Origin of the sequence: Bradyrhizobium sp. CCBAU 53338, assembly GCF_015291665.1 — a bacterium.
Lineage (GTDB): Bacteria > Pseudomonadota > Alphaproteobacteria > Rhizobiales > Xanthobacteraceae > Bradyrhizobium.
The window spans coordinates 3,105,263-3,124,422 of the sequence record NZ_CP030048.1 but is presented as its reverse complement, the minus strand read 5'-3'; the positions used below and the strand labels follow the sequence as shown (position 1 = coordinate 3,124,422).

Annotated in this window: 23 protein-coding genes and 2 tRNA genes; 13 read left to right on the top strand and 12 right to left on the bottom strand. The window is 64.4% G+C overall.

Annotated elements, in window-relative coordinates; all coding sequences use genetic code 11:
• The first annotated feature begins 69 nt into the window (after positions 1 to 69).
• Positions 70 to 1,101: an LLM class flavin-dependent oxidoreductase gene (locus tag XH90_RS14535; RefSeq protein ID WP_194482117.1), complete on the top strand. Its 1,032-nt coding sequence runs from the start codon at positions 70 to 72 to the stop codon at positions 1,099 to 1,101.
• 93 nt (positions 1,102 to 1,194) lie between these two features.
• Positions 1,195 to 2,328, top strand: coding sequence for a polyphosphate kinase 2 (gene ppk2, locus XH90_RS14530; protein ID WP_194482116.1), 1,134 nt, complete (start codon positions 1,195 to 1,197; stop codon positions 2,326 to 2,328).
• Positions 2,329 to 2,472: 144 nt separating this feature from the next.
• Here the strand turns inward: ppk2 and XH90_RS14525 are convergent.
• Positions 2,473 to 2,558 (bottom strand) — tRNA-Tyr (locus XH90_RS14525).
• A 207-nt stretch (positions 2,559 to 2,765) separates the two neighbouring features.
• Here XH90_RS14525 and rlmB point away from each other — a divergent pair.
• Positions 2,766 to 3,596, top strand: a complete 831-nt coding sequence (gene rlmB / locus XH90_RS14520; protein ID WP_194482115.1) for a 23S rRNA (guanosine(2251)-2'-O)-methyltransferase RlmB — start codon at positions 2,766 to 2,768, stop codon at positions 3,594 to 3,596.
• Between the two features lie 254 nt (positions 3,597 to 3,850).
• Here the strand turns inward: rlmB and XH90_RS14515 are convergent, their stop codons facing one another.
• Positions 3,851 to 4,339: a hypothetical protein gene (locus XH90_RS14515; protein ID WP_194482114.1), complete on the bottom strand. Its 489-nt coding sequence runs from the start codon at positions 4,337 to 4,339 to the stop codon at positions 3,851 to 3,853.
• 44 nt (positions 4,340 to 4,383) lie between these two features.
• Positions 4,384 to 4,869, bottom strand: a complete 486-nt coding sequence (locus tag XH90_RS14510) for a hypothetical protein (RefSeq protein ID WP_194482113.1) — start codon at positions 4,867 to 4,869, stop codon at positions 4,384 to 4,386.
• A gap of 270 nt (positions 4,870 to 5,139) precedes the next feature.
• Here XH90_RS14510 and XH90_RS14505 point away from each other — a divergent pair, with 270 nt between their 5' ends.
• Positions 5,140 to 5,601 carry a hypothetical protein gene (locus tag XH90_RS14505; RefSeq protein WP_194482112.1) on the top strand — a complete coding sequence of 154 codons (462 nt, stop codon included), beginning with the start codon at positions 5,140 to 5,142 and terminating at the stop codon, positions 5,599 to 5,601.
• A gap of 164 nt (positions 5,602 to 5,765) precedes the next feature.
• Positions 5,766 to 5,840 (top strand) — tRNA-Thr (locus tag XH90_RS14500).
• An 18-nt stretch (positions 5,841 to 5,858) separates the two neighbouring features.
• On the opposite strand, the gene XH90_RS14495 is transcribed toward XH90_RS14500, so the two are convergent.
• Positions 5,859 to 6,278 (bottom strand): GFA family protein, encoded by a 420-nt coding sequence (locus tag XH90_RS14495; protein ID WP_194482111.1) that lies wholly within the window; start codon positions 6,276 to 6,278, stop codon positions 5,859 to 5,861.
• Positions 6,279 to 6,414: 136 nt separating this feature from the next.
• The gene (locus tag XH90_RS14490; RefSeq protein WP_194482110.1) at positions 6,415 to 7,122 is read right to left on the bottom strand and encodes a class I SAM-dependent methyltransferase; all 708 of its coding nucleotides are present in this window, start codon (positions 7,120 to 7,122) and stop codon (positions 6,415 to 6,417) included.
• A 510-nt stretch (positions 7,123 to 7,632) separates the two neighbouring features.
• On the opposite strand from XH90_RS14490, the gene XH90_RS14485 reads away from it, so the two are divergent.
• Positions 7,633 to 7,824, top strand: a complete 192-nt coding sequence (locus XH90_RS14485) for a hypothetical protein (protein ID WP_194482109.1) — start codon at positions 7,633 to 7,635, stop codon at positions 7,822 to 7,824.
• On the opposite strand, the gene XH90_RS14480 is transcribed toward XH90_RS14485, so the two are convergent.
• On the bottom strand, positions 7,821 to 7,988 hold the full coding sequence (locus tag XH90_RS14480; RefSeq protein WP_194482108.1) for a hypothetical protein: 168 nt from the start codon (positions 7,986 to 7,988) through the stop codon (positions 7,821 to 7,823). The genes XH90_RS14485 and XH90_RS14480 overlap by 4 nt on opposite strands.
• A gap of 106 nt (positions 7,989 to 8,094) precedes the next feature.
• On the opposite strand from XH90_RS14480, the gene XH90_RS14475 reads away from it, so the two are divergent.
• Positions 8,095 to 8,484, top strand: coding sequence for a hypothetical protein (locus XH90_RS14475; protein ID WP_194482107.1), 390 nt, complete (start codon positions 8,095 to 8,097; stop codon positions 8,482 to 8,484).
• A 294-nt stretch (positions 8,485 to 8,778) separates the two neighbouring features.
• Positions 8,779 to 9,033, top strand: coding sequence for a hypothetical protein (locus tag XH90_RS14470; protein ID WP_194482106.1), 255 nt, complete (start codon positions 8,779 to 8,781; stop codon positions 9,031 to 9,033).
• Between the two features lie 23 nt (positions 9,034 to 9,056).
• On the opposite strand, the gene XH90_RS39800 is transcribed toward XH90_RS14470, so the two are convergent.
• From XH90_RS39800 to XH90_RS14450, 4 genes are all read right to left on the bottom strand, one after another.
• The gene (locus XH90_RS39800) at positions 9,057 to 9,299 is read right to left on the bottom strand and encodes a DUF6719 family protein (protein ID WP_194482105.1); all 243 of its coding nucleotides are present in this window, start codon (positions 9,297 to 9,299) and stop codon (positions 9,057 to 9,059) included.
• Positions 9,300 to 9,564: 265 nt separating this feature from the next.
• The gene (locus XH90_RS14460) at positions 9,565 to 10,278 is read right to left on the bottom strand and encodes an outer membrane protein (RefSeq protein ID WP_194482104.1); all 714 of its coding nucleotides are present in this window, start codon (positions 10,276 to 10,278) and stop codon (positions 9,565 to 9,567) included.
• A gap of 286 nt (positions 10,279 to 10,564) precedes the next feature.
• On the bottom strand, positions 10,565 to 10,954 hold the full coding sequence (locus XH90_RS14455; protein WP_246755808.1) for a hypothetical protein: 390 nt from the start codon (positions 10,952 to 10,954) through the stop codon (positions 10,565 to 10,567).
• 233 nt (positions 10,955 to 11,187) lie between these two features.
• The gene (locus XH90_RS14450) at positions 11,188 to 11,556 is read right to left on the bottom strand and encodes a His-rich protein BRANT (protein ID WP_194482102.1); all 369 of its coding nucleotides are present in this window, start codon (positions 11,554 to 11,556) and stop codon (positions 11,188 to 11,190) included.
• A 254-nt stretch (positions 11,557 to 11,810) separates the two neighbouring features.
• Here XH90_RS14450 and XH90_RS14445 point away from each other — a divergent pair, with 254 nt between their 5' ends.
• Together XH90_RS14445 and XH90_RS14440 are read left to right on the top strand one after the other, a co-directional pair.
• Positions 11,811 to 12,353 carry a lipopolysaccharide assembly protein LapB gene (locus XH90_RS14445; protein ID WP_194482101.1) on the top strand — a complete coding sequence of 181 codons (543 nt, stop codon included), beginning with the start codon at positions 11,811 to 11,813 and terminating at the stop codon, positions 12,351 to 12,353.
• Positions 12,354 to 12,462: 109 nt separating this feature from the next.
• Positions 12,463 to 13,848: a serine hydrolase gene (locus XH90_RS14440; RefSeq protein WP_194482100.1), complete on the top strand. Its 1,386-nt coding sequence runs from the start codon at positions 12,463 to 12,465 to the stop codon at positions 13,846 to 13,848.
• Here the strand turns inward: XH90_RS14440 and XH90_RS14435 are convergent.
• The gene (locus tag XH90_RS14435; RefSeq protein ID WP_194482099.1) at positions 13,838 to 15,403 is read right to left on the bottom strand and encodes a S10 family peptidase; all 1,566 of its coding nucleotides are present in this window, start codon (positions 15,401 to 15,403) and stop codon (positions 13,838 to 13,840) included. The genes XH90_RS14440 and XH90_RS14435 overlap by 11 nt on opposite strands.
• Before the next feature lie 260 nt (positions 15,404 to 15,663).
• Between XH90_RS14435 and XH90_RS14430 the strand changes: the two genes are divergently transcribed.
• The 3 genes from XH90_RS14430 to XH90_RS14420 all read left to right on the top strand — a co-directional run bounded on the left by XH90_RS14430 (position 15,664) and on the right by XH90_RS14420 (position 17,684).
• On the top strand, positions 15,664 to 16,443 hold the full coding sequence (locus XH90_RS14430) for an NAD kinase (RefSeq protein WP_194482098.1): 780 nt from the start codon (positions 15,664 to 15,666) through the stop codon (positions 16,441 to 16,443).
• An 86-nt stretch (positions 16,444 to 16,529) separates the two neighbouring features.
• Entirely contained in the window at positions 16,530 to 17,075 is a 546-nt protein-coding gene (locus tag XH90_RS14425) for a response regulator (protein WP_008133731.1), read from the top strand.
• Between the two features lie 30 nt (positions 17,076 to 17,105).
• Positions 17,106 to 17,684 carry an Hpt domain-containing protein gene (locus XH90_RS14420; RefSeq protein ID WP_194482097.1) on the top strand — a complete coding sequence of 193 codons (579 nt, stop codon included), beginning with the start codon at positions 17,106 to 17,108 and terminating at the stop codon, positions 17,682 to 17,684.
• Positions 17,685 to 17,838: 154 nt separating this feature from the next.
• On the opposite strand, the gene XH90_RS14415 is transcribed toward XH90_RS14420, so the two are convergent.
• A complete protein-coding gene (locus XH90_RS14415) occupies positions 17,839 to 19,014 on the bottom strand; it encodes a DUF2336 domain-containing protein (protein ID WP_194482096.1) in 1,176 nt (391 codons plus the stop codon).
• Positions 19,015 to 19,160 lie beyond the last annotated feature (146 nt).

Here is a 19,160-nt window from a genome sequence, read left to right as displayed (position 1 = left end):
CGGAAGGTGCCTTGTGACGTAGCGGGCATCCACTAAGTCTGGTCGATCCTCCCCACAGAGACCTGATCGATGACCGCACCGCTCGAATTCGGACTGGATACCTTTGGCGACGTCACCAAGGACGCCGCGGGCGACATGCTGCCGCATGCGCAGGTGATCCGCAATGTCGTCGACGAGGCGGTGCTGGCCGACGAGCTCGGCCTCGACTTCATCGGCCTCGGCGAGCACCACCGTTCTGATTTTGCGATCTCCTCGCCTGAGACCGTGCTCGCGGCGATCGCCTCGCGGACCAAGCGCATCCATCTCGGCTCGGCCGTGACGGTGCTCTCTTCCGACGATCCCATCCGCGTGTTCCAGCGCTTTGCGACGCTCGATGCGCTCTCCAATGGACGCGCCGAGGTGATCCTCGGGCGCGGCTCGTTCACGGAGTCCTTTCCGCTGTTCGGCTTCGACCTGCGCAAATATGAAGAGCTGTTCGAGGAGAAGCTCGACCTGTTTGCCGCACTACTCTCGCAGAAGCCGGTGACGTGGCAGGGCAAGTTGCGTCCGCCGCTGAAGGAGCAACTGGTCTATCCGCCGGTCGAGAACGGTCAGCTCAAAACCTGGATCGGCGTCGGCGGCAGCCCGCAATCCGTGGTGCGCGCCGCGCATTACGATCTACCCCTGATGCTCGCCATTATCGGCGGCGATCCCGCGCGCTTCGCCCCTTACGTCGATCTCTATCACCGCGCCTTCAAGGAGTTCGGCCGCCCCGCGCAGCCGATCGGGGTGCACTCGCCAGGCTATGTCGCCGAGACCGACGAGCAGGCGCGCGAAGAGCTATGGCCCGACTACAAGGCGATGCGCGACCGCATCGGCCGTGAGCGCGGCTGGCCGCCGATGGGCCGCGACGAGTTCGTCAGCGAGGCCGAGCACGGCTCGCTCTATGTCGGCTCGCCCGAGACCGTCGCGCGCAAGATCGCCAAGACGGCGAAGGCGCTCGGCATTGCGCGCTTCCAGCTGAAATATTCGGCGGGACCGTTGCCCCACGAAAAGCTGATGAAGAGCATCGAGCTCTACGGGCGGAAGGTAGTGCCGGTGGTGAAAGATTTACTCTCCTAGATCGTTCACCGCTGCCGTTTGATCCACGTCAAGCCGTGCGGATGGGATTCGCGGGTAGAAGCGGATTCCCGCGCATCTAGGACAAGCAGGCGAATGGCACCTCTTCCCCGGAAGTCCAGGCAGGTTCGACCACGAAAGAACGGGGCCAAGCCGCTCCGGCGGCCCAAATCGGCGGCGGCGCGAGCGCGCGCGATCAAGCTCACTCCGGTCGAACGCTCGTTCGCCGAACAATCCACCGCGGGCGCCTTGCAGGCCGAGATGGCGGCGCTTGACAGTGCCCTGACGGGCCCGCCGGCACTCGCACCCGACAGCGAGCCGATTCAGGCTATCCTCACCGGGGCCGCTCCAGACGACGCCAAACGATTGCAGGCGCTGCTGGTTGGCAAGGAGCCCAAGCGCATCAAGCGGACCACCAGCGACGAACTGGCGGACGACTGGCGGTTCGGTGGTTATCCCTACAAGTCCCGGATGTATCGCCGCGACTACGAGGAGCAGAAATTCGTTCTTCAAACCGAATTGTTGAAGCTTCAAAACTGGATGAAAGAAACCCGACAGCGCCTCGTACTGCTGTTCGAGGGACGCGACGCGGCCGGCAAGGGCGGCGCGATCAAGCGCTTCATGGAACATCTGAACCCGCGCGGCGCCCGGGTCGTCGCCCTGGAAAAGCCGAGCGACGTCGAGCGCGGGCAATGGTATTTTCAGCGTTATGTGCAGCATCTGCCGACTGCTGGCGAGATCGTGCTGTTCGACCGGAGCTGGTACAACCGCGCCGGTGTCGAACGCGTCATGAGCTTCTGCACGCCGGCAGAGTACGACGAGTTCCTGCGCCAGGTCCCTGAATTCGAGCGCAACCTCGCCCGCAGCGGACTCCACCTCATCAAGTTCTGGTTCTCGGTCAGCCGCGAGGAGCAGCGGCGCCGCTTCAAGGAGCGTGAAGGACATCCGCTGAAGCAGTGGAAGCTGTCACCGATCGATCTCGCCTCGCTCGACAAATGGGACGACTATACCCGCGCCAAGGAGGGCATGTTCTTCCACACCGACACGGCGGACTGTCCCTGGATCGTCATCAAGTCCGACGACAAGAAGCGCGCGCGGCTCAATGCGATGCGCTACGTGCTGCATGCGATGCCCTACGCCGGCAAGGACACCAAGCGCATCGGCATGGTCGACGATCTCCTGGTCGGGCGCGCCAACGTCATCCACGAACGCGAAGAGCAAGCGCGATAGGACCGGAACGGCTGACAGACGGCGCGTCCAACAGGCGCTACGCTGTAGTAGCGGTCCGCCTATCTTGGCCTCGCACGACGGTGATCGGGGCGCGCTTGAATTGGGCTGGCTTGCCCAGCCGAAGCTCGCGAAGCGAGCGAAGGCTGGTGGGGGAGGCAGGACTCGAACCTGCGAAGCCATGAGGCGGCTGATTTACAGTCAGCTCCCTTTGCCACTCGGGACACTCCCCCGCTCGACGGCAGCACAATCGGGCCGGACCTTGCCGGCGGACCGAAGACGGCCATGGAACGTGAAGGCCGCGACAGCCCGGATGGGGGCGCGACCGGGCGCGTTTATGGGCGAAGCGGTGGGGCAAAGTCAACCGAGGCGAACAGCTAAAATCGACCTGGAAGCCACCCAAATTGCCATATTCCGGGACCCGTGACACAAGCGAGCCCATGAAGGACAAAAAATTCGCCCCGAGGGGCCCCCGCGGCGGGGCTAAGCCCTTCAACAAAACAAGGAAATCGGCCGGCCGACCGGCCTGGCGCGAACGCGATTCGCATGCCGACGGGCCGGTCATCCTCTATGGCTGGCACACGGTCACCATGGCGCTGGCCAATCCTGCCCGGCGCATCCGCAAGCTGACGCTGACCGAGAACGCCGCGAGGCGGCTTGCGGACGAAAACATCGAGACCCGGATCGCGCCCGAGATCGTCCGCCCCCAGGAGATCGACCGCCTGCTCTCGCCCGACGCCGTGCACCAGGGCCTGCTCGCCGAGGCCGATCCCCTGCCCTCGCCGGACATCGAGACCTTGAAGCAGGAAGGCATGGTGCTGGTGCTGGACCAGATCACCGATCCGCACAATGTCGGCGCCATCCTGCGCTCCGCCGCGGCGTTCGCGGTGAAGGCGATCGTCACCACCGCGCGTCACAGCCCCGAGGCGACCGGCGTGCTCGCCAAGGCCGCCTCCGGCGCGCTGGAGCTGGTGCCAATGATCACCGTGCAGAACCTCGCCCGCTCGCTGAATGAACTGAACGATCGCGGCTTCCAGACCGTCGGCCTCGACAGCGAAGGCAGCGAGGATATCGCGGATGTCACGCTGCGTGAGCCGCTCGCGCTGGTGCTGGGCGCGGAAGGCAAGGGCCTGCGTCAGTTGACACGCGAGACCTGCAGCGTCGTGGCGCGGCTCGACATGCCCGGCGAGATCAAGAGCCTCAACGTCTCGAACGCCGCCGTGCTCTCGCTCTATGTCGGCGCGAGCCGGCTCGGACTCATGAAACGTTAGGCGTCGCCGCGCACATTCCGACGATGCCATCTTGCGCCTGTTTTGCCCGACGGGTCAAGCGAGTTTCGGTTTTACGGAAAAATCAGACACGAAAACGAGCCAATGCGCGATGATCCCTCATCTCGCTCTCATTGCGCTTCAAGTCCTTGATTTCGCTGAGCCCGGCTACTGTGCATGGGGTTGTTTTGGAGACAAAACAAAACGCCCGTCCGCATCACGCGGACGGGCGCTCGTTTGGATCAACCGATCAGAGATCAGTAATAGCGGCGCAGCACGCGGTGGCCGCCGTAATACGGCTGGTAGCGATGGGCGTAACCGTAGCGCGGACCGTAGCCGTAATGCGTGCGCGGCAGGTAGCCGTAGCGCGGGCCGTAGCCGTAGCGATACGGACGGTAGTACGGGCGGTGATGATAGGCGTACGGCGCAACGGCGGCAGCGCGATAGCCATAGCCATAATTGGCGGGTGCGACGACCGCGTCTTCCTGATAGGTCGGGGTCGGCGCGAAGGCACCCGGGCCGGTGTAGGTCGGGCCCTGGTTGACGTAGTAGTACTGCGAGGTCGGCTCGGCCAAGCGCTCATAGCCATAGCCGGCTCCGTAGCCGTAACCGCCGCAACCGGTGTTGCAGCCGGAGAACACCGGCGCAACCGGTTGGCACGGATTGAAGCCGCAGGCCATGGCCGGCGCGCTGCCCACGAACATCACGGCAGCGGCCGCGACCAGTCCCGAAATCATCTGACGCATTACTCTCTCCTGTTGATTTCCGTCTTGTTGGATTCCGACGTTTCTCAACCCGGCGGTTTGCCGGGCATTCCTGCATGCGGCCGTGGTCGAGGACGGCGCGGATGGTCGTTGATCTCGGGCGCGAGGATCACCGGCGGCGGGTCGACCGGCACGTCCATTTGCGGCGGCAACGGCGCGGACGAGGCGCCCCAGCTCTCATGGTAGCTCTCGGCCGGCTTCGGCAATTTGCGGTTCGCTGGCGGCTCGACCTCGAGGCGGCCATAGCCGGGCTGCAAGCCCATGCTCGGATAATAATGCCCGACATCGGAGGGCTGCCGCTCGGCCACGTAGCGTCCGCCATAGATCGTGGGCTGCACCTGGATGTTCTTGCCGAGGCCCCAGACACCTTCGACGACGGCGTAGGACGCATCGATGTTGTCGATGATGATGGGCGCGCCGGGACGGACGGGCACGACGATATCGAAACCGCCGCCGGCAAAGGCCGTCGCGGGCAGTCCGATCAGAAAGGCTGCGAGCGCGAAAGCGCGCATGGAGTGATCCCGGTTGTCCGACCGCAAACTATCGGATCGCCGCGTAGAGAGGGTTAAGGAGCGCTGACCAAATTCCGGTAAGCCTAACGCGTAGGGATCACGCGCCGCTCAAATGCGGCTTCGCGGACTAGCGAAGTGTTAACGGCCGCGCCCTTGTTCCCATCCGCTCACATCCGTTTGACCGAAGCGTGCGGGAAATCAGCCTGTTCCTTCGGAACGAGCCGCCGCTCACGACATTTAGCTCCCCGTCAATTCGAAGGGAGACGACTCATGACGACAATGAAACTCCTCGGCGCGGCGGCGATTGCGGCGACCATGGTGACCGGCTCCGCGATGGCGCAATCGGTCGTCACCAATCCCGAGCGCTGCGCGGTGCAATCCCCCAACGGTTACTGCAGGAGTCCGGGACACAGCGGATATCGCCATCACCGGGTGAGCTACCGCCAGACCAATGGCGACTGGAATAACGATTGGAACAGGACCCACACCGGGTTCTGGCCGACCGACGTTGCGGGCGATGTCGCCGGCGCCGCGATCGGCACCGCGGGCGCGATTGCCACCGCCCCGTTCCGCGCGGTGGGCGACAGCTACGCCTATGACAATTCCTGGGACAATCGAGGCTGGGACAATCGTGGTTGGGACACTCGCACCTATGCCCAGCGCAACGGCTTCGTCTGCACGCCCGGCACCTGGTTCAAGGGCGAAGACGGCCGCCGGCATATTTGCCAGTAAGCCGATTTAGACCGCACACCGCGAAACAGGCGTCCGCACGGCCGCCTGTTTCGTGCCCGCAAGCCCGGCCCGGGTTCTGGCACTTTCCGACCAAGTCTGATATTGCGACGCGCGGGCGGGCAGCTCGGCGCATGCCGGCCCCTGCCCGCTTCCTCAAGGGCGTCGCCGGCTTAGCTCAGCGGTAGAGCAGCGGTTTTGTAAACCGAAGGTCGGGGGTTCAATCCCCTCAGCCGGCACCAGCGCTCAATGCGTCCTCCTCAGCTTGAAGTCTTCTGCGCCGTACCTCGTTGCAAATGCTCGACGCCGAGGCCTGTTATCTCGACCCACGCATGTTTCGATTGCTCGAACACCGATTTGATCGGCGCCGGAAAATTCGGGTCCGCCATCGCGCCGAGAGCAACGCCGATCATCCCCGGGAACTTTTCCGGCGTCCAAAAAACCGTCGAGCCGCAATCCGGGCAGAAATATGAGCGAACCTTGCCCCCGCTCTCGCCGGAGCGAACATATTCCTTCGGCGTCCCTGAGATCTTGACGGCCTCCATCGGATAGAAAGCACCAACGCCAAATGGCGCGCCGCTCCGCCGCTGGCATTCGAGACAATGACAGGCCGCGACCAGGTTGGTCGGCCCCGGAAGCGACAGCACAATGGCGCCACAACTGCATCTGGCATCGATCATTGGCCGTGCTCCTCAAGTCTACTCCGCCGGTCTCCGGAGGTTCTAGTCCGCAAGTGACCGTATTGTCCGACAAGCCGCGGCGGGCGGACTGATCCTGGCATCTCCCACATCGGGGCGATGATGGCGCGGCGATCCGTCAGGCCGCGTCCGCGCTGCCATCAGGCAGTTCATCCAGCCGCCAGAGCCCGAGGCTCTTGTCGCGCCAGCCGCCATCGCCTTCGTCGCAGCGCTCGTTGATCAACTCGCGCTGGCGCGGCCAGTTGAACGGTGCCTTGGTCATGTTGAGCGCGCGCCAGTCGCCGTCCTCGCAATCGCGATTGTCGTCCCATTCCGGGAACGTCGTGGCCAACAGGAATTGCGCTCCGCTCGCACGGAATCGGGCGGTGGCGCGCGCGATGTTCTGGACGCTCAGATGCACGAGACAGTCGCGGCACAGGATCGCGTCGGCAGACGGCAGCGGGTCGCGCGTGATATCGGCGACGAGAAAGCGGCCACTCAGATCGCCGCGCGCTACGCGCGCGCTGTTGGCCGCGATCAGCGACGGCACGATGTCGATGCCGGTATAGTCCACCTCCAACTTCATGCTGCCGATCCAACCGGCATCGCCGCAGGGTGCATCGAGCAGCGAGCGCGCCCCAAGGCGCCGCAACAGGCCGGGCAGCGCTTCGCGGATCGCGGCGGTGGCGAGATCTTCCGACCCGAGGCCCGAGACCGACGTCGCAGCTCCCCACAGATTCGTCCGCTCGATCCGCTCGAAGCGCGTGGCGAGATCGAGGCCGGTAAAATTCCGGCGGTCGGCCACGAACCGCTCATGGGCGAGCACGGTGGGACGATTGGAGATCATCGGGCGGGACTCGCGTCAAGATTCCGTCGCAAGCGCAATATACACGCGGCGCATCGCGTCCGAAATCACGCTCCGATCGCCACGACAAAGATCAACCGACGCGCGGCTCTGGCCGCCATCGCCGCACGCGGTGCGCGGCCCGGCCGCACTGACGTCATCGCTCAAGGCGCAACCTTCGAGAATTGATTGGCCGCTGGCGGTGCGGCGACCGCTACCGACCAGATTGGGTCAGAGTGCAACATGAGGTAGAGTGCACGCCGCATGCAGTTCGATACCAGCCGAGAAAGCGTCAAGATCATCGCCGGAGCCGTCGCAGCCGTCGTCGCGACGCTCTTCCTTTTCGCGATCGCGATGGCGCTCTTGCTGCAATAGAAATCTGCGGCGGCACGAGGCCGCCTGCGGCACGAGGCAGATCATTCGTGGATCTGCCGGCGCGACGATGCCATGCCGGAACCAAGGCGGGGGCTGGCTTGTTCTCGTCCCGTGCGGATCCGGGAAGACAATCGAAACATGGTCCTGTTGACGACAGTCACGCTGTGCTGCGCCGTCGTGGCCGGTGCGCTCGCGGTACTCGAGCCGGTGCTTGGGCGGGCGCGCGAGAAGCAGGTCGCCGACGGCAGGCCGATCGAGAGCGCAAGCCCGGCATCGATCCGGGTGGTTGGCGCCCCCTTCGTGCCAAACGTCAATCCGCGCCAGCGTTAGCGATCCGGGGAAACCTCCCGGCGGTCATCCGGTCGAACATGGGTGCGGACCAAATCCTCGACGAACGCAATCACCTCCGCCCGCTTCTCGGGCGGCAGTGTCAAAAAGGCGCGCACGAGCCGCAGGCCCTGCGCTTCGTCCGACGGGTTGGCCTTGGCGTCCATATACCTAATGTCAGGCGTCCGGGAAAAATATGCAATCCCGCGGAGACCGCCTGCTTGATTCGGCGCCACGACTTTGGTGGAATGTTTGCAACAGGGGTGATGGATCATGAAGTGGATCAGGGAGCGCGACGCACTGATCGCGCAGACACTGGCCTTCGTGCAGTCGGTCTCCGGCCGGAAGGACGACTTTCGTCAACCGGATACCGCTGTGGCTGCGCCGGTCCCGGTTGCGGAGATCGTCTCCGCCGAGACGGTGACGGTTGCGTTCGAGCCACAGTACGCCGATCCACCTCAGCCCGCCCCGCCGCCCCAGCAGCCCTTGCCGGTCGCCCCGCCACGGGCGAGCGACTTCCGCAGCGAAATGCAGGCCCGTATCGCCAATTTTCGAATGCATCAGGAGCGGTTCGAGCGCGAACGCGAGGAGTATTGTGCGGCGACGCTGACAAAGCTGCGCGCCGCCATTCGCGAGGTGCGCCCGCCGCCGGTTCAAAAATAGACCGGACCGCCTACAACCAGGACCACACCAGCCAGAGATTGGCTGCGCAGGCACCGAACAGTGCCAGCGTCAGTGGCAGGAGCATGTGCCCGCAGCAGGTTTTCAGGTCGGTCGTCATGGCCGGAAACATCCGCTGATTCCGCCAAACGAGTCCCAAGGTTTCTTTTTTGGGGGATTCAGGACTCGTTAAGGACTCAAGCCCCGGCTATTCGCCAGCCTGGATCACGCCCCCGTGATCAGCTGGGAACCCCTCGCAGCGCGAAGTCGTTAACGCGCTTTCCGGGAGCGGGAAGCATGCCCTACGCCCTGTTCTGCAACGACGGCCAGATCAGCAAGGCCTATCCTGACGAAGCCGACGTCTGGAAACTCGCGCAACGCAGCGGACTGGTCGTGGATGTCGGCACCGACGACGAGCGGCACGGTCCGCGCCGGGTGCTCGACAATGACTACGAGATCAAACCCTGCCGCGCCGCCCAAGGCGAGGACCCCGCCAAGAACAAGGCGGACGCCGAGCGGGAATCCAGGATGGAGCTTCAGCTCAACTCGTGAGATCTGCCTGAACGCCGGCAGGCTTAGGGCATGGCGGTCGCCAGCGAAGCCTGCTCGCCGGCCAGCGACACGCACGCCTTGCGACGGTGCAGCCCGCGGATTGCTCCTGTCACCTTCAACACTTTACCGGAAGGACAGGAGGCGTCCTTCACGAAGGCGACCTCATAGGGTGCCAACATCAGAGGCTCGGATTTGAGGATTGTTTGGGCAGAACACGGCAGGGCAACGAAGCACGAGATCACCACCGCCGACGCCAAGATACGCATGTTCGTTGTCCCAACCTACCCGGCAACTCTCTAATAACGCATTCCGGAGCGCGAGTTCCGTAAGTCGCAAAAATTATTTTTGCTTTACGCGATCCCCGTGACGCGCGTGAGAAAGCGCGCACCGAACTGTTTGCTTGCAAATGACGCGCCAGATGGTTCACGCAATACAAACATCGGGGCGGCAGGCAGGAAGCCGACCAACGAAAGGCCGGCGGAGCCGGCCTTTCGTCAGATCTTTGTGCTGGATCTGGTCGCTCTCGGCCGATCAGTAGCGCGATGCCGCCGGACCGCCCCAGCCGAAACGATAGTTCACACCGACCTTGACGGTATGCTCGTCGTCCCGGCCGCGGACACCGACGATCTCGCCCGGACCGGAAGCGGAGGTAAATGTGGTGCTGCCGAAATTATAGTACTGGTACTCGGCCTTGGCCGACCAGTTCGGCGCGAACATGTATTCGAGGCCGGCACCGACCGTGTAGCCATCCTTGCTGTTGCCGGTGGTCGTGAAGGTCTGCGGCACGCCGGCGACGTTGACCCCGAGATTGTTGTTACGCCAGGCATAACCGCCCTTGGCGTAGAGCAGCGTTGGCCCCCAAGTGTAGCCGATGCGGCCGGTGACCGAGCCGATCTGATCGGTGTTGGAGGTCACCTGCGTGCCCAGCGGGAACGTGACACCGTTGTTGTTGGTCGGCAGCCAGGAATACTGGGCCTCGACACCCACCACCCAATTGGGCGCGAACTGGTAGTCGAAGCCGCCCTGCACGCCGCCCAGGAAACGGGCGTCACTGGACTGGAAGGTGGTGTCGCCGGCGAAGGCACCGCCGACATGGCCACCGATGTAGAAGCCGGTCCAGTTGTAGATCACCTGCGGCGGCGTGTAGGCCGGAGCCTTGGTGTAGGTGCGCGGCTGCATGTCGGCTGCTGCCGCCGGTGCGGCCAGCGCCAGCAGAGTTGCTGCACCGAGCAAAATCGTCTTCATGGTCATCCCCGTTCTTTCATTTACGACACTCAGGAAACAACGTGGCGTGAATTGGGTTGCTTCGCGGCGATGCCGGAACGTTGATCGTTCGTTACTGTGACGGGGCGACAACATCGCGATTTTGTTCCGCCACGTCCGGCTCTTGCGCACGATTTTTTCGCTCGCGCAGAACCTGCCGTAACTATTTGTCGCAAGGCAAAACCGCCCGTTCAAAGCTCGCCAAAATGTGATCCAGCGGCTCCGGCGGCACCTGTCCTAGCACCGGGCGATGAAGGTGGGCTTTGCGCTACCGCGTCATCTTTTCCAGTTCTGGAAAGGGTACGTAAACCGCGCCGGCGCAGAGCTCGTTTGTGCGGTCGACGATACGGTCGCCCCGCCCGTTGACGAAGATGGCGGCGCGTTCGCGCATGCCCTTGTAGCTGCCGTCGCTCTCGCGTGGCGTGAAGTGCAGACAACTCACGTAGAACTGCCGTCCGCCGACCTCTCGCAACACAGGGTCAGCCATGCTGGCCTCGCGCACGCCGACGGGATTGTTGAGATACGCGCGCATCAAGGCCAGCGTGTCGCTACGGAAATTGTCGGGAAACGGCTGGGGCCCTCCAGCCTGCCCCCCGCCCATCAGGGATGGGCGATCACCGTCGCTGCCGAAACAGGCCGCGAGCGCCAGAGGCAGCATCAGGATCGCCGCGCGTTTCGCCAATCGCCCCAAGGAATCAAATTCTCCGGCCAGTCAGTTTCGGAGATGTTCTAGCCCCAAGGTTGCACGAAGGGAATTCGCTTCCGCGAACGACGCACCGGCCCGCCGTCAGCACCCCACGCTTTCGCGCGAGGGGTGACGATGGGCCGGGCCTGAACTCCGCACGAGGCGGCGGGGCAATGCCAGGGATGCCGCCTCGCAGGGGCCAGCGGTTAGCTGCGCTTCTCGGTGGGCGCTGGCTTGGTGAGGCCCGACTGCGTCTTCAGCGACTTCTTGGCCGACAGATGCTTGTGGTGATGGCGATGCGTCCGCACCGTCTTGTGCTCGCCGGGCGTGATCGCGGCGTTGGCGTTCATTGCCTTCGTCTTGGTATCGACCTTGGTGCCGGACTTGATGTCGGCGGTCTTCGCATCGGCCTTGACGCTGGCGTCGGGTTTGGCGGCGGTGGTCGACACCTTGCTCTGGGTCTGGTCCGCCTTGATCACCGGCGCGGTCGTGGTGGTCTTGCCGGCTTCGGCCGCGAAGGCCGGCGCCGCGATGACGGAAGCTGCGAGCAAGGCTGCGGAAATGGTCTTCAACATGGTGGTCTCCTCTTGGAAGGATCTTGAGGCGGCGCCCTCTCGCCGACCCTTCGATCATGGGGAGAGCCTAGATCGAGCACGCTGAACCCGTTCTGAAGCGCCCGGCAGGCTTCCGTTCATCTGGATGACGAATTTGTTATCTTGTCGCGGGAGCGCCGAAGGGCCGGGAACAGCCGGGAATGTTTTTGCCGCCCGGGTGTTCCGGTCTTTGGGCAATCGTGTAGGATCGCCACGTTTCATTCGGGAGAACTTAGATGCGCAAACTCTCAACGCTTCTTGTGCCGGGAATCGTCGCCATGACCCTGGCGGCCGGGCCGGCTCTGACCAGCGCCTATGCCGCGGGCAGTGACGAGCCCTCCTCGCCGCCGAAGTCGGATACCTCGACGAAGAAGGGCAAGAAGAAGAGCTCTTCCATCAGCGATCCCAAATTCCTCGCGGCCTATCGCACCGCTTACACCACGATCTATGACAAGCACGACTATACGGACGCGATCGGCCAGCTGAAACAGCTCAAGCGTGACGACGTGGCCGACGTCGCCAATCTGATCGGCTACTCCTACCGCAAGCTCGGCGACTATCAATCGTCGAAGGTCTATTACGAGATCGCGCTGAAGGACGATCCGAACCACGTCCGCACCTGGCAGTATTACGGCCTCTGGCAGCTCGAGCAGGGCAACCGCGAGCAGGCTCAGTATCATCTGAACAAGATCGCCTCGCTCGCCGGCACCGACAGCTCCGAGTATCGCTCGCTGGCTGCCGCGCTCGACAAGCCGACCGGCGCGACGCTCGTCTACTGAGGACATCGCATCTTCGTTCGACGCGAACGGGCACAACCTTCCGGGTTGTGCCCGTTCTGCTTTCTCGGCTAGCTTTCGCGCACCTATCCCCTGGCAAATTGGTAGCGCAATGGACCCGTGGCTGCGATCCGCGATCGACTACATCGGCTCCTGGATTGAATTCCAGCAGACGACCTTCCAGCAGCCGGGCGTCTTGCTCGCCTTCGTCCATCGCGGCGAGGTCGTCGCCGAGCAGGCATTCGGGCTTGCCAATCTCGACACTGGCGAGAAGCTCACCCCGCGCCACCGCTTCCGCATCGCCTCGCACTCGAAAAGCTTTACCTCGGCCGGCATCATGAAGCTGCGTGAGCAGCGCAAACTCCGGCTCGACGATCCCGTCGGCCAGTATGTCAGCGGCCTGCATCCGCGCGTCGCCGAGACGACGATTGCACAGGTGCTGTCGCACAGCGCCGGGCTGACGCGCGACGGCGCCGACTCAGGCCAGTTCATCGACAGCCGTTCCTATCTCAATGCGAAAGAGCTGCTCGCGGAGTTGAAGCTGCCGACCGCGATCGAACCAGGCACGCGCTTCAAATATTCCAATCACGGCTTTGGCCTGATGGGCCTCGTCATCGAAGCGGTGACGAAGGAACCCTACTCCGCCTGGATCAAGCGCGAGATCATCGAGCCTGCTGGCTTGCGCGAGACCGAGCCGAACGCGCCGCTTCCCAAGGGCGCGCCGTTTGCGCGCGGCCATACGCGCAAGCTGCCGTTGGGCGAACGCTGCGTGATCCCGGGTGACAATCCGGCGCACGCGATGGCATCAGCCGCGGGCTTCGTTGCCACCGCTGCGGACACCGCGCGATTCTTCGCCCAGCTCGCACCCAACGCCAGGAAGAGCGTGCTGTCGGTCGCGAGCCGCCGCGAGATGACGCGGCATCATTGGCGCGTGCCGCAAAGCTTCGAGGCCTATTACGGTCTCGGCGTCAACGCCGGCAAGACCGACGGCTGGGACTGGTTCGGCCATGGCGGCGGCTTCCAGGGTTACATTTCCCGGACCTGCTCCATTCCGGGCTGCGAGCTCTCGATCAGCATTCTCAGCAACTCCATCGATGGCGCGGCACCCTTCTGGATGGACGGCGCAATGCAGATACTGCGCGTCTTCAAGACGCGCGGCGCTCCCGACCGCCGCCTGCGCGACTGGACCGGCCGCTGGTGGACGATCTGGGGCGCGACTGACCTCGTACCCGCCGGCAACCGTGTGCTCGTCGCCAATCCGCAGTTCAACAATCCATTCATGGATGCCGCCGAGATCGAGGTCACCGGCCGCGACACGGGCAAGCTCGCCTGGGCGGCCGGCTATTCCAGCCATGGCGAACCGGTACGCCGCCTCCGCGACAAGCGCGGCAGGGTTGGCGACATCTGGCTTGGCGGCGCCAACATCAAGCCTGCAAGCGTCGTCGCACGCGAGATCGCGCGGCGGTATCCACCACGCAAGCGGCGGCCTATTCCCTGATCAGCGCCTCGACCTCTCCACGCAAAGCCTGCCGCGAGCCGTCGCGTGAATAGAACATGTGGCCGCCGGGATAGACCACGAACTTCACCCGCGACGTCGCGAAGGCAGGGAGCTGGTCAAGCACCCGCTTCGTGCCGAAATAGGGCGTGGCGAGATCGAACAGGCCGTGCGCGACCAGCACATTCAGCTTCGCGTCGGTAGCGAGTATCTGGCGCAGCTCCGACAGCGATTGCGGCGGGTTGATACCGCCGCCGAAATTCCAGTTGTGCTCGACGGCGCCGTTGAGGACTTCATAGGAGCCATCCGGCCGCCAGTTGAGTTTTCGCGTGAGCACATCAACGGCGGCACTCGTCAGCGGTGCCTGAAGCGCATCGCCGGAGGGATCGCCGAAGCGTGAGCCGCTTGAATCCGGATAGGGATCGAGACCACGGACCGATCCGTCATAGCGCCCGGTCACCATGCCATTCTTGCGATCGAATTCGCGGCGAAATTCGCTGACATCGAAACGGCCGGCGAGCCTCCGGCTCACTGCCTGGTCGATGCCGGTAAGCTCGGCGACCTTGTCGGCGAGACGATTGGTGGCCTCCTTGTCCGCCTCGCCCTTGACGAGGTCGGCCAGGAATTCACCGCGTGCGTAGGCCTCCACATCGGCGAGATCGGCGCGCTTGACCGGCCCCCTGGCTTCGCGCGCCACCGCAACATAGCTCGGCAAGGTCGCGACATATTGCAGGAGGCTCGAGCCGGAGAACTCGCGGAAATCCAGCAGCGGCGACACCAGGATCAAGCCTTTGACGCCGACACCATGCTGGATCTGCAATTGCCGCACGACTTTCGGTCCGCGGATGCCGCCATAGCTCTCGCCGGTGACATATTTCGGCGAGGTCAGGCGGTCGTGTTTCTCGAGCCAGCGGCGAATGACGAGCGCGATCGAATTGACGTCACCGTCGACCGAATAGAACCTTTTCCGCGCATCCTCGCCGCTCGCGATGACGCGGCTGTAGCCGGTGCCGACAGGATCGATGAAGACGAGATCGGTGAAGTCGAGCCAGGTCTCCGCGTTCGGCTTCACCTCCGGCGAAGCCGACGGCGACAGCCCCTCGCCGTCGAGCGGCAGCCGCCATGGCCCGACCGCGCCGAACTGGAGCCATGCCGAGGACGCGCCGGGCCCGCCGTTGAACAGGAACGTGACTGGGCGCGTGGCGCGGTCGGCGCCGTCGAGCTCGTAAGACGTGACGGCGATGTCGGCGAGCGGCTCGCCCTTCTCGTCGAACACACGGATGGAGCCGGCGGTCGCCGCGAAGCGGAGCGTTCGGCCCGGTAGGTCGAGGGTCTGCCTGGTGGTCGAATCTCCGGGAAGACGACGATCGGACGCCGATGGCGAAGCCTGCGTCGCATTCTGTGCACTGCCGCCGCGTCCACCCTTCTGTCCCGCGGGCGCTGCAGCCTCGTTGCGCGGCTGCGGCGGTTCGTCCGCCCGCGCCGGGCCAGCGAGCGCGAAAGCAACGACCGCCAACGCCAACCCCGCACCGCGCAGCATGCGCAATCTCGTGACCATGACTGTTCTCCCTGCCCCACTCGCGGTTTTTCGATCACAGATCTAGCCGCCAAATGCGACCGTTTGGCGGATCTGAGGCCTTGGACGGGCCTTCCGGGCCGATGAACCCGGCTTCGACCCCAACTGGTAAGCCTTGTTGGAGGGCGCGTTTGCCTTGCCAGCTAGTCATCCTCGACAATACAGGCCCAGGTCGTATAGACGACCTCGGCGGAACTTTCTCGAGCCAACGGCTCCTGCCTGGAAGCCATGATCTGGAAGCCATGACCAAGCCATCGCGATACGACCGGATCGCCTTTGTCGCCAGCCCGAGCAGCGAGGCCGAGGCCGCCTTCCACCAGCTCACCTCGCAATACGGCAATTGCGATCCTGACGAGGCCGACGTCATTGTCGCGCTTGGCGGCGACGGGCTGATGCTCCAGACGCTGCACCACCACATGCGTTCGGGCAAGCCGATCTACGGCATGCATCGCGGCACTGTCGGCTTCCTGATGAACGAGTACTCGACGCACGATCTGCGCGCACGGCTCGAGGCTGCACATGAATCCGAGATCAATCCGCTCCTGATGCGCGCGACCGACGTCAACGACCGCGTGCACCTGCACCACGCCATCAACGAGGTCTACCTGTTCCGGCAGACCTCCCAGGCCGCACGCCTGCGGATCCTGATCGACGAGCGCGAACGCATGCCCGAATTGATCGCCGACGGCATCATCGTGGCGACGCCGGCAGGCTCGACGGCCTACAATCTATCGGCGCAAGGCCCGATCCTGCCGATCAACGCGGCGCTCCTGGCGCTGACGCCGATCAGCGCATTCCGGCCGCGGCGTTGGCGCGGCGCCCTGCTCCCCAACACCGCCTATGTCGTGATCGAGGTGCTGGAGGACGACAAGCGCCCGGTCGCGGCGGTCGCCGACCACGAGGAGGTGCGCAGGGTCCGGCGCGTCGAAATCCTGTCCGACAGGACCATCTCGATGCGCATGCTGTTCGACCCCGGCCACAGCCTGGAAGAGCGCATTTTGCGCGAGCAGTTCGGCTACTGAGCCCCTGCCGCGCGGGCGGCGGCAACCCTTCGTTAACCCTCGGCACGATATGGTTAATGAAGGTTGACCGCTTTGGCCCGGGCGTCATGTTTCGCATCGACTTCAACAAGCTTCGCTTCCTCGTCTGCGACGATAATCCGCACATGCGCCGCATCCTGCGGACGCTGCTGCATTCGTTCGGCGCGCGCGAGGTCTACGAGGCCGAGGACGGCGCCACCGCGCTGGAAATGTACAGCCACTACGTGCCCGACATCGTCATCACCGACTGGGCGATGCCGATCTTCGACGGGCTCGAGCTCGCGCAGATGATCCGGCAGCCAGAATCCAAGGGTAACCCCTACGCACCGATCATCATGCTGACCGGCCATTCCGAGAAGCGCCGCGTCACCGTCGCGCGCGATGCCGGTGTCACCGAATTCCTGGCCAAGCCGATCTCGGCCAAGGGCCTCTACCAGCGCATCCTCAACGTGGTCGCCAGTCCTCGGCCCTTCATCAAGACCAAGACCTATTTCGGCCCGGACCGGCGCCGCAACACCAACTCCGCCTATATGGGTCCGGAGCGCCGCGTCGGCGAAAAACACGAGGTGCTCCAGCAGCCCTCGCTGCTCGACAAGGCACGCTCCTCCATCTAGCGCAACGTCTGACACGACGAGGCAGGCATCATGGCGAAGAACAGCGCAAAGGACATCGAGGTCAAGGCCTTCGCCACGCATCACGTGATCACGCAGCCCAATCCGCTGCGCAAGGTGCTGCGCCGTGTCGAAGAAAAGGACATGGACGACCCGATCGGTCGCGCCGAGCAGGCGCTTGCCGGTCTGTCCGGCGAGTTCAAGACCTGGATGACGACCGAGGTCAACCGGCTGTCGGTCGCCCATGTCGCCATCCGCAACGACGGCTTCACCAAGGCGCGGCGCGACGAGCTGTTCCATGCCGCGCACGACATCAAGGGCGACGCAGCCACGTTTGGCTTCCCGGCAGCCGCGGGAGTTGCGGAGAGCCTCTGTCGCGTCATCGAGCACGCGCCGGATCTCGAGAAGGTGCCGGCCGAGCTGTTCACGCACCACATCAACGCGATCCTCGCCATCGTGCACGAGAACACAAAGCTCGACAGCATCAGCGTCTCCGCCGAGCTCAGCCGCCGTCTGCGCAAGGTCGCCGACGACTATCTCGCCGACGTCAACCGCGACCGCCCCGAGCATCTCGAAGTGATCCTCGCGCCGAGCATCGTGCCGGCGGAGTAAGGCTCGGCTCTCCCCTCGTCATTGCGAGTTTAGCACTGGCGGAATGCCGACCCGCGCTTGATGTAACGTGAACCAATCCAGACTGTCCCGGCGGAGAGATTCCTGGATTGCTTCGCTGCGCTCGCAATGGCGGAGTTTGTAGGGCCGGCTCGAACTACGCCGCGATCAGGTCGTCATACGTGGGGTCAATCGTGTCATCCGCGACGATCTCGTCGCAGAACAGCCTCGCCTCTTCGCGGGCGGATTCCGTGGCGAAGCGACGCAGCAGGACCATCAGCGGCTCGGTGGCGCCGCGGTCGGTCTCACAATGGGTGAGCACGCGCTCGACCATGCGCCGGCGAAGCCGGGCCGCGGTGTCGTCGGTATCGACGAAGCCCTGCTCGTGGCAGGCATCGAGCGCAACCTGGAACGCGGCGAAGGTCGCCTCGGGCAACCCGGCGCGACGGAGTAGCGCATGCAGGCTGTTGCCGCCGCGGTCGTGCAGCAGCGCCGAGACGCGCGCGAGCGGCAGGTCGGCGAGCTCGGCGAGCGCGGCGTCAAACAGGTCGAGATTGCTCGACAGCAGCGCGCGCAGGATCAGGCCCGCGGTGAGCTGGCCGGTGACACGCAGATGCTTCACCAGGCCCTGCATGTCCTCGCCGCGCGAGCGCGCAGCGATGTTCATGGTGGAGCGGTCACGCGCCTCTGATGTCATGCGCTCGGCACGATCGGCACTCAGCCAGTTCCGCGCCACGACGAATTGCGCCAGCGTCTCGGACAGCTTTGCCACCAATGCGGCACGCGTTGCGGCCGGAATGTCGTCCAGCACGAGCATCGCCTCGCGGATCGCGGCGAGATGGCCGTGACGCTCGACAATACGCGTCCAGGAGAACGGCGCGAGCTCGGCGTGGGGATTTTCAATGAGCTCGAGAGACGCGGCCGCACAGCCGACCTCGGCGATGGCGGCGCAGATCGAGACCGGCAGCGCGATGCGGCGGGCGACCGCGCATTGCACTTCGTCATTGCCGGTCGCGACGATGTCGACGAGATCGGCGTCGATCAGCAGCGGCGAGTGTTCGAGCACGGGCAGCGCCACGGTCGGCTGATCCGCCGACAGCGCCCGCACGATCGACGCCGGCGCATCCGCGCTGCGCGCAAAAGCCTCGGCCATCGCCTGCCGCACCAGCGGCGACGGATCGTCGAGCAGCATCAGCAGCGCGCCTTCGGCGGCGACGCGGTCGTCATGGGAAAGGTCCGAGATCAGCCAGGCTCGGGCCAATGCCCGCGTCGCCTCGGCCCGCTCACCGGCGGGCGCGGTCCTGATCCAATTGATGAACTGCCGAACAATCATGGTGCTTCCGGCTTACGCAACGAAGAACGTGGCGGTGACGGCGTGTCACCTGCAACACAAAATAAACCACGACGCTTAACAAAGCGTTCACCATAACCGGCTGGTTTTGTTGATGATTTGTTAAGAGCTGAAAATCGCCCAGCGGA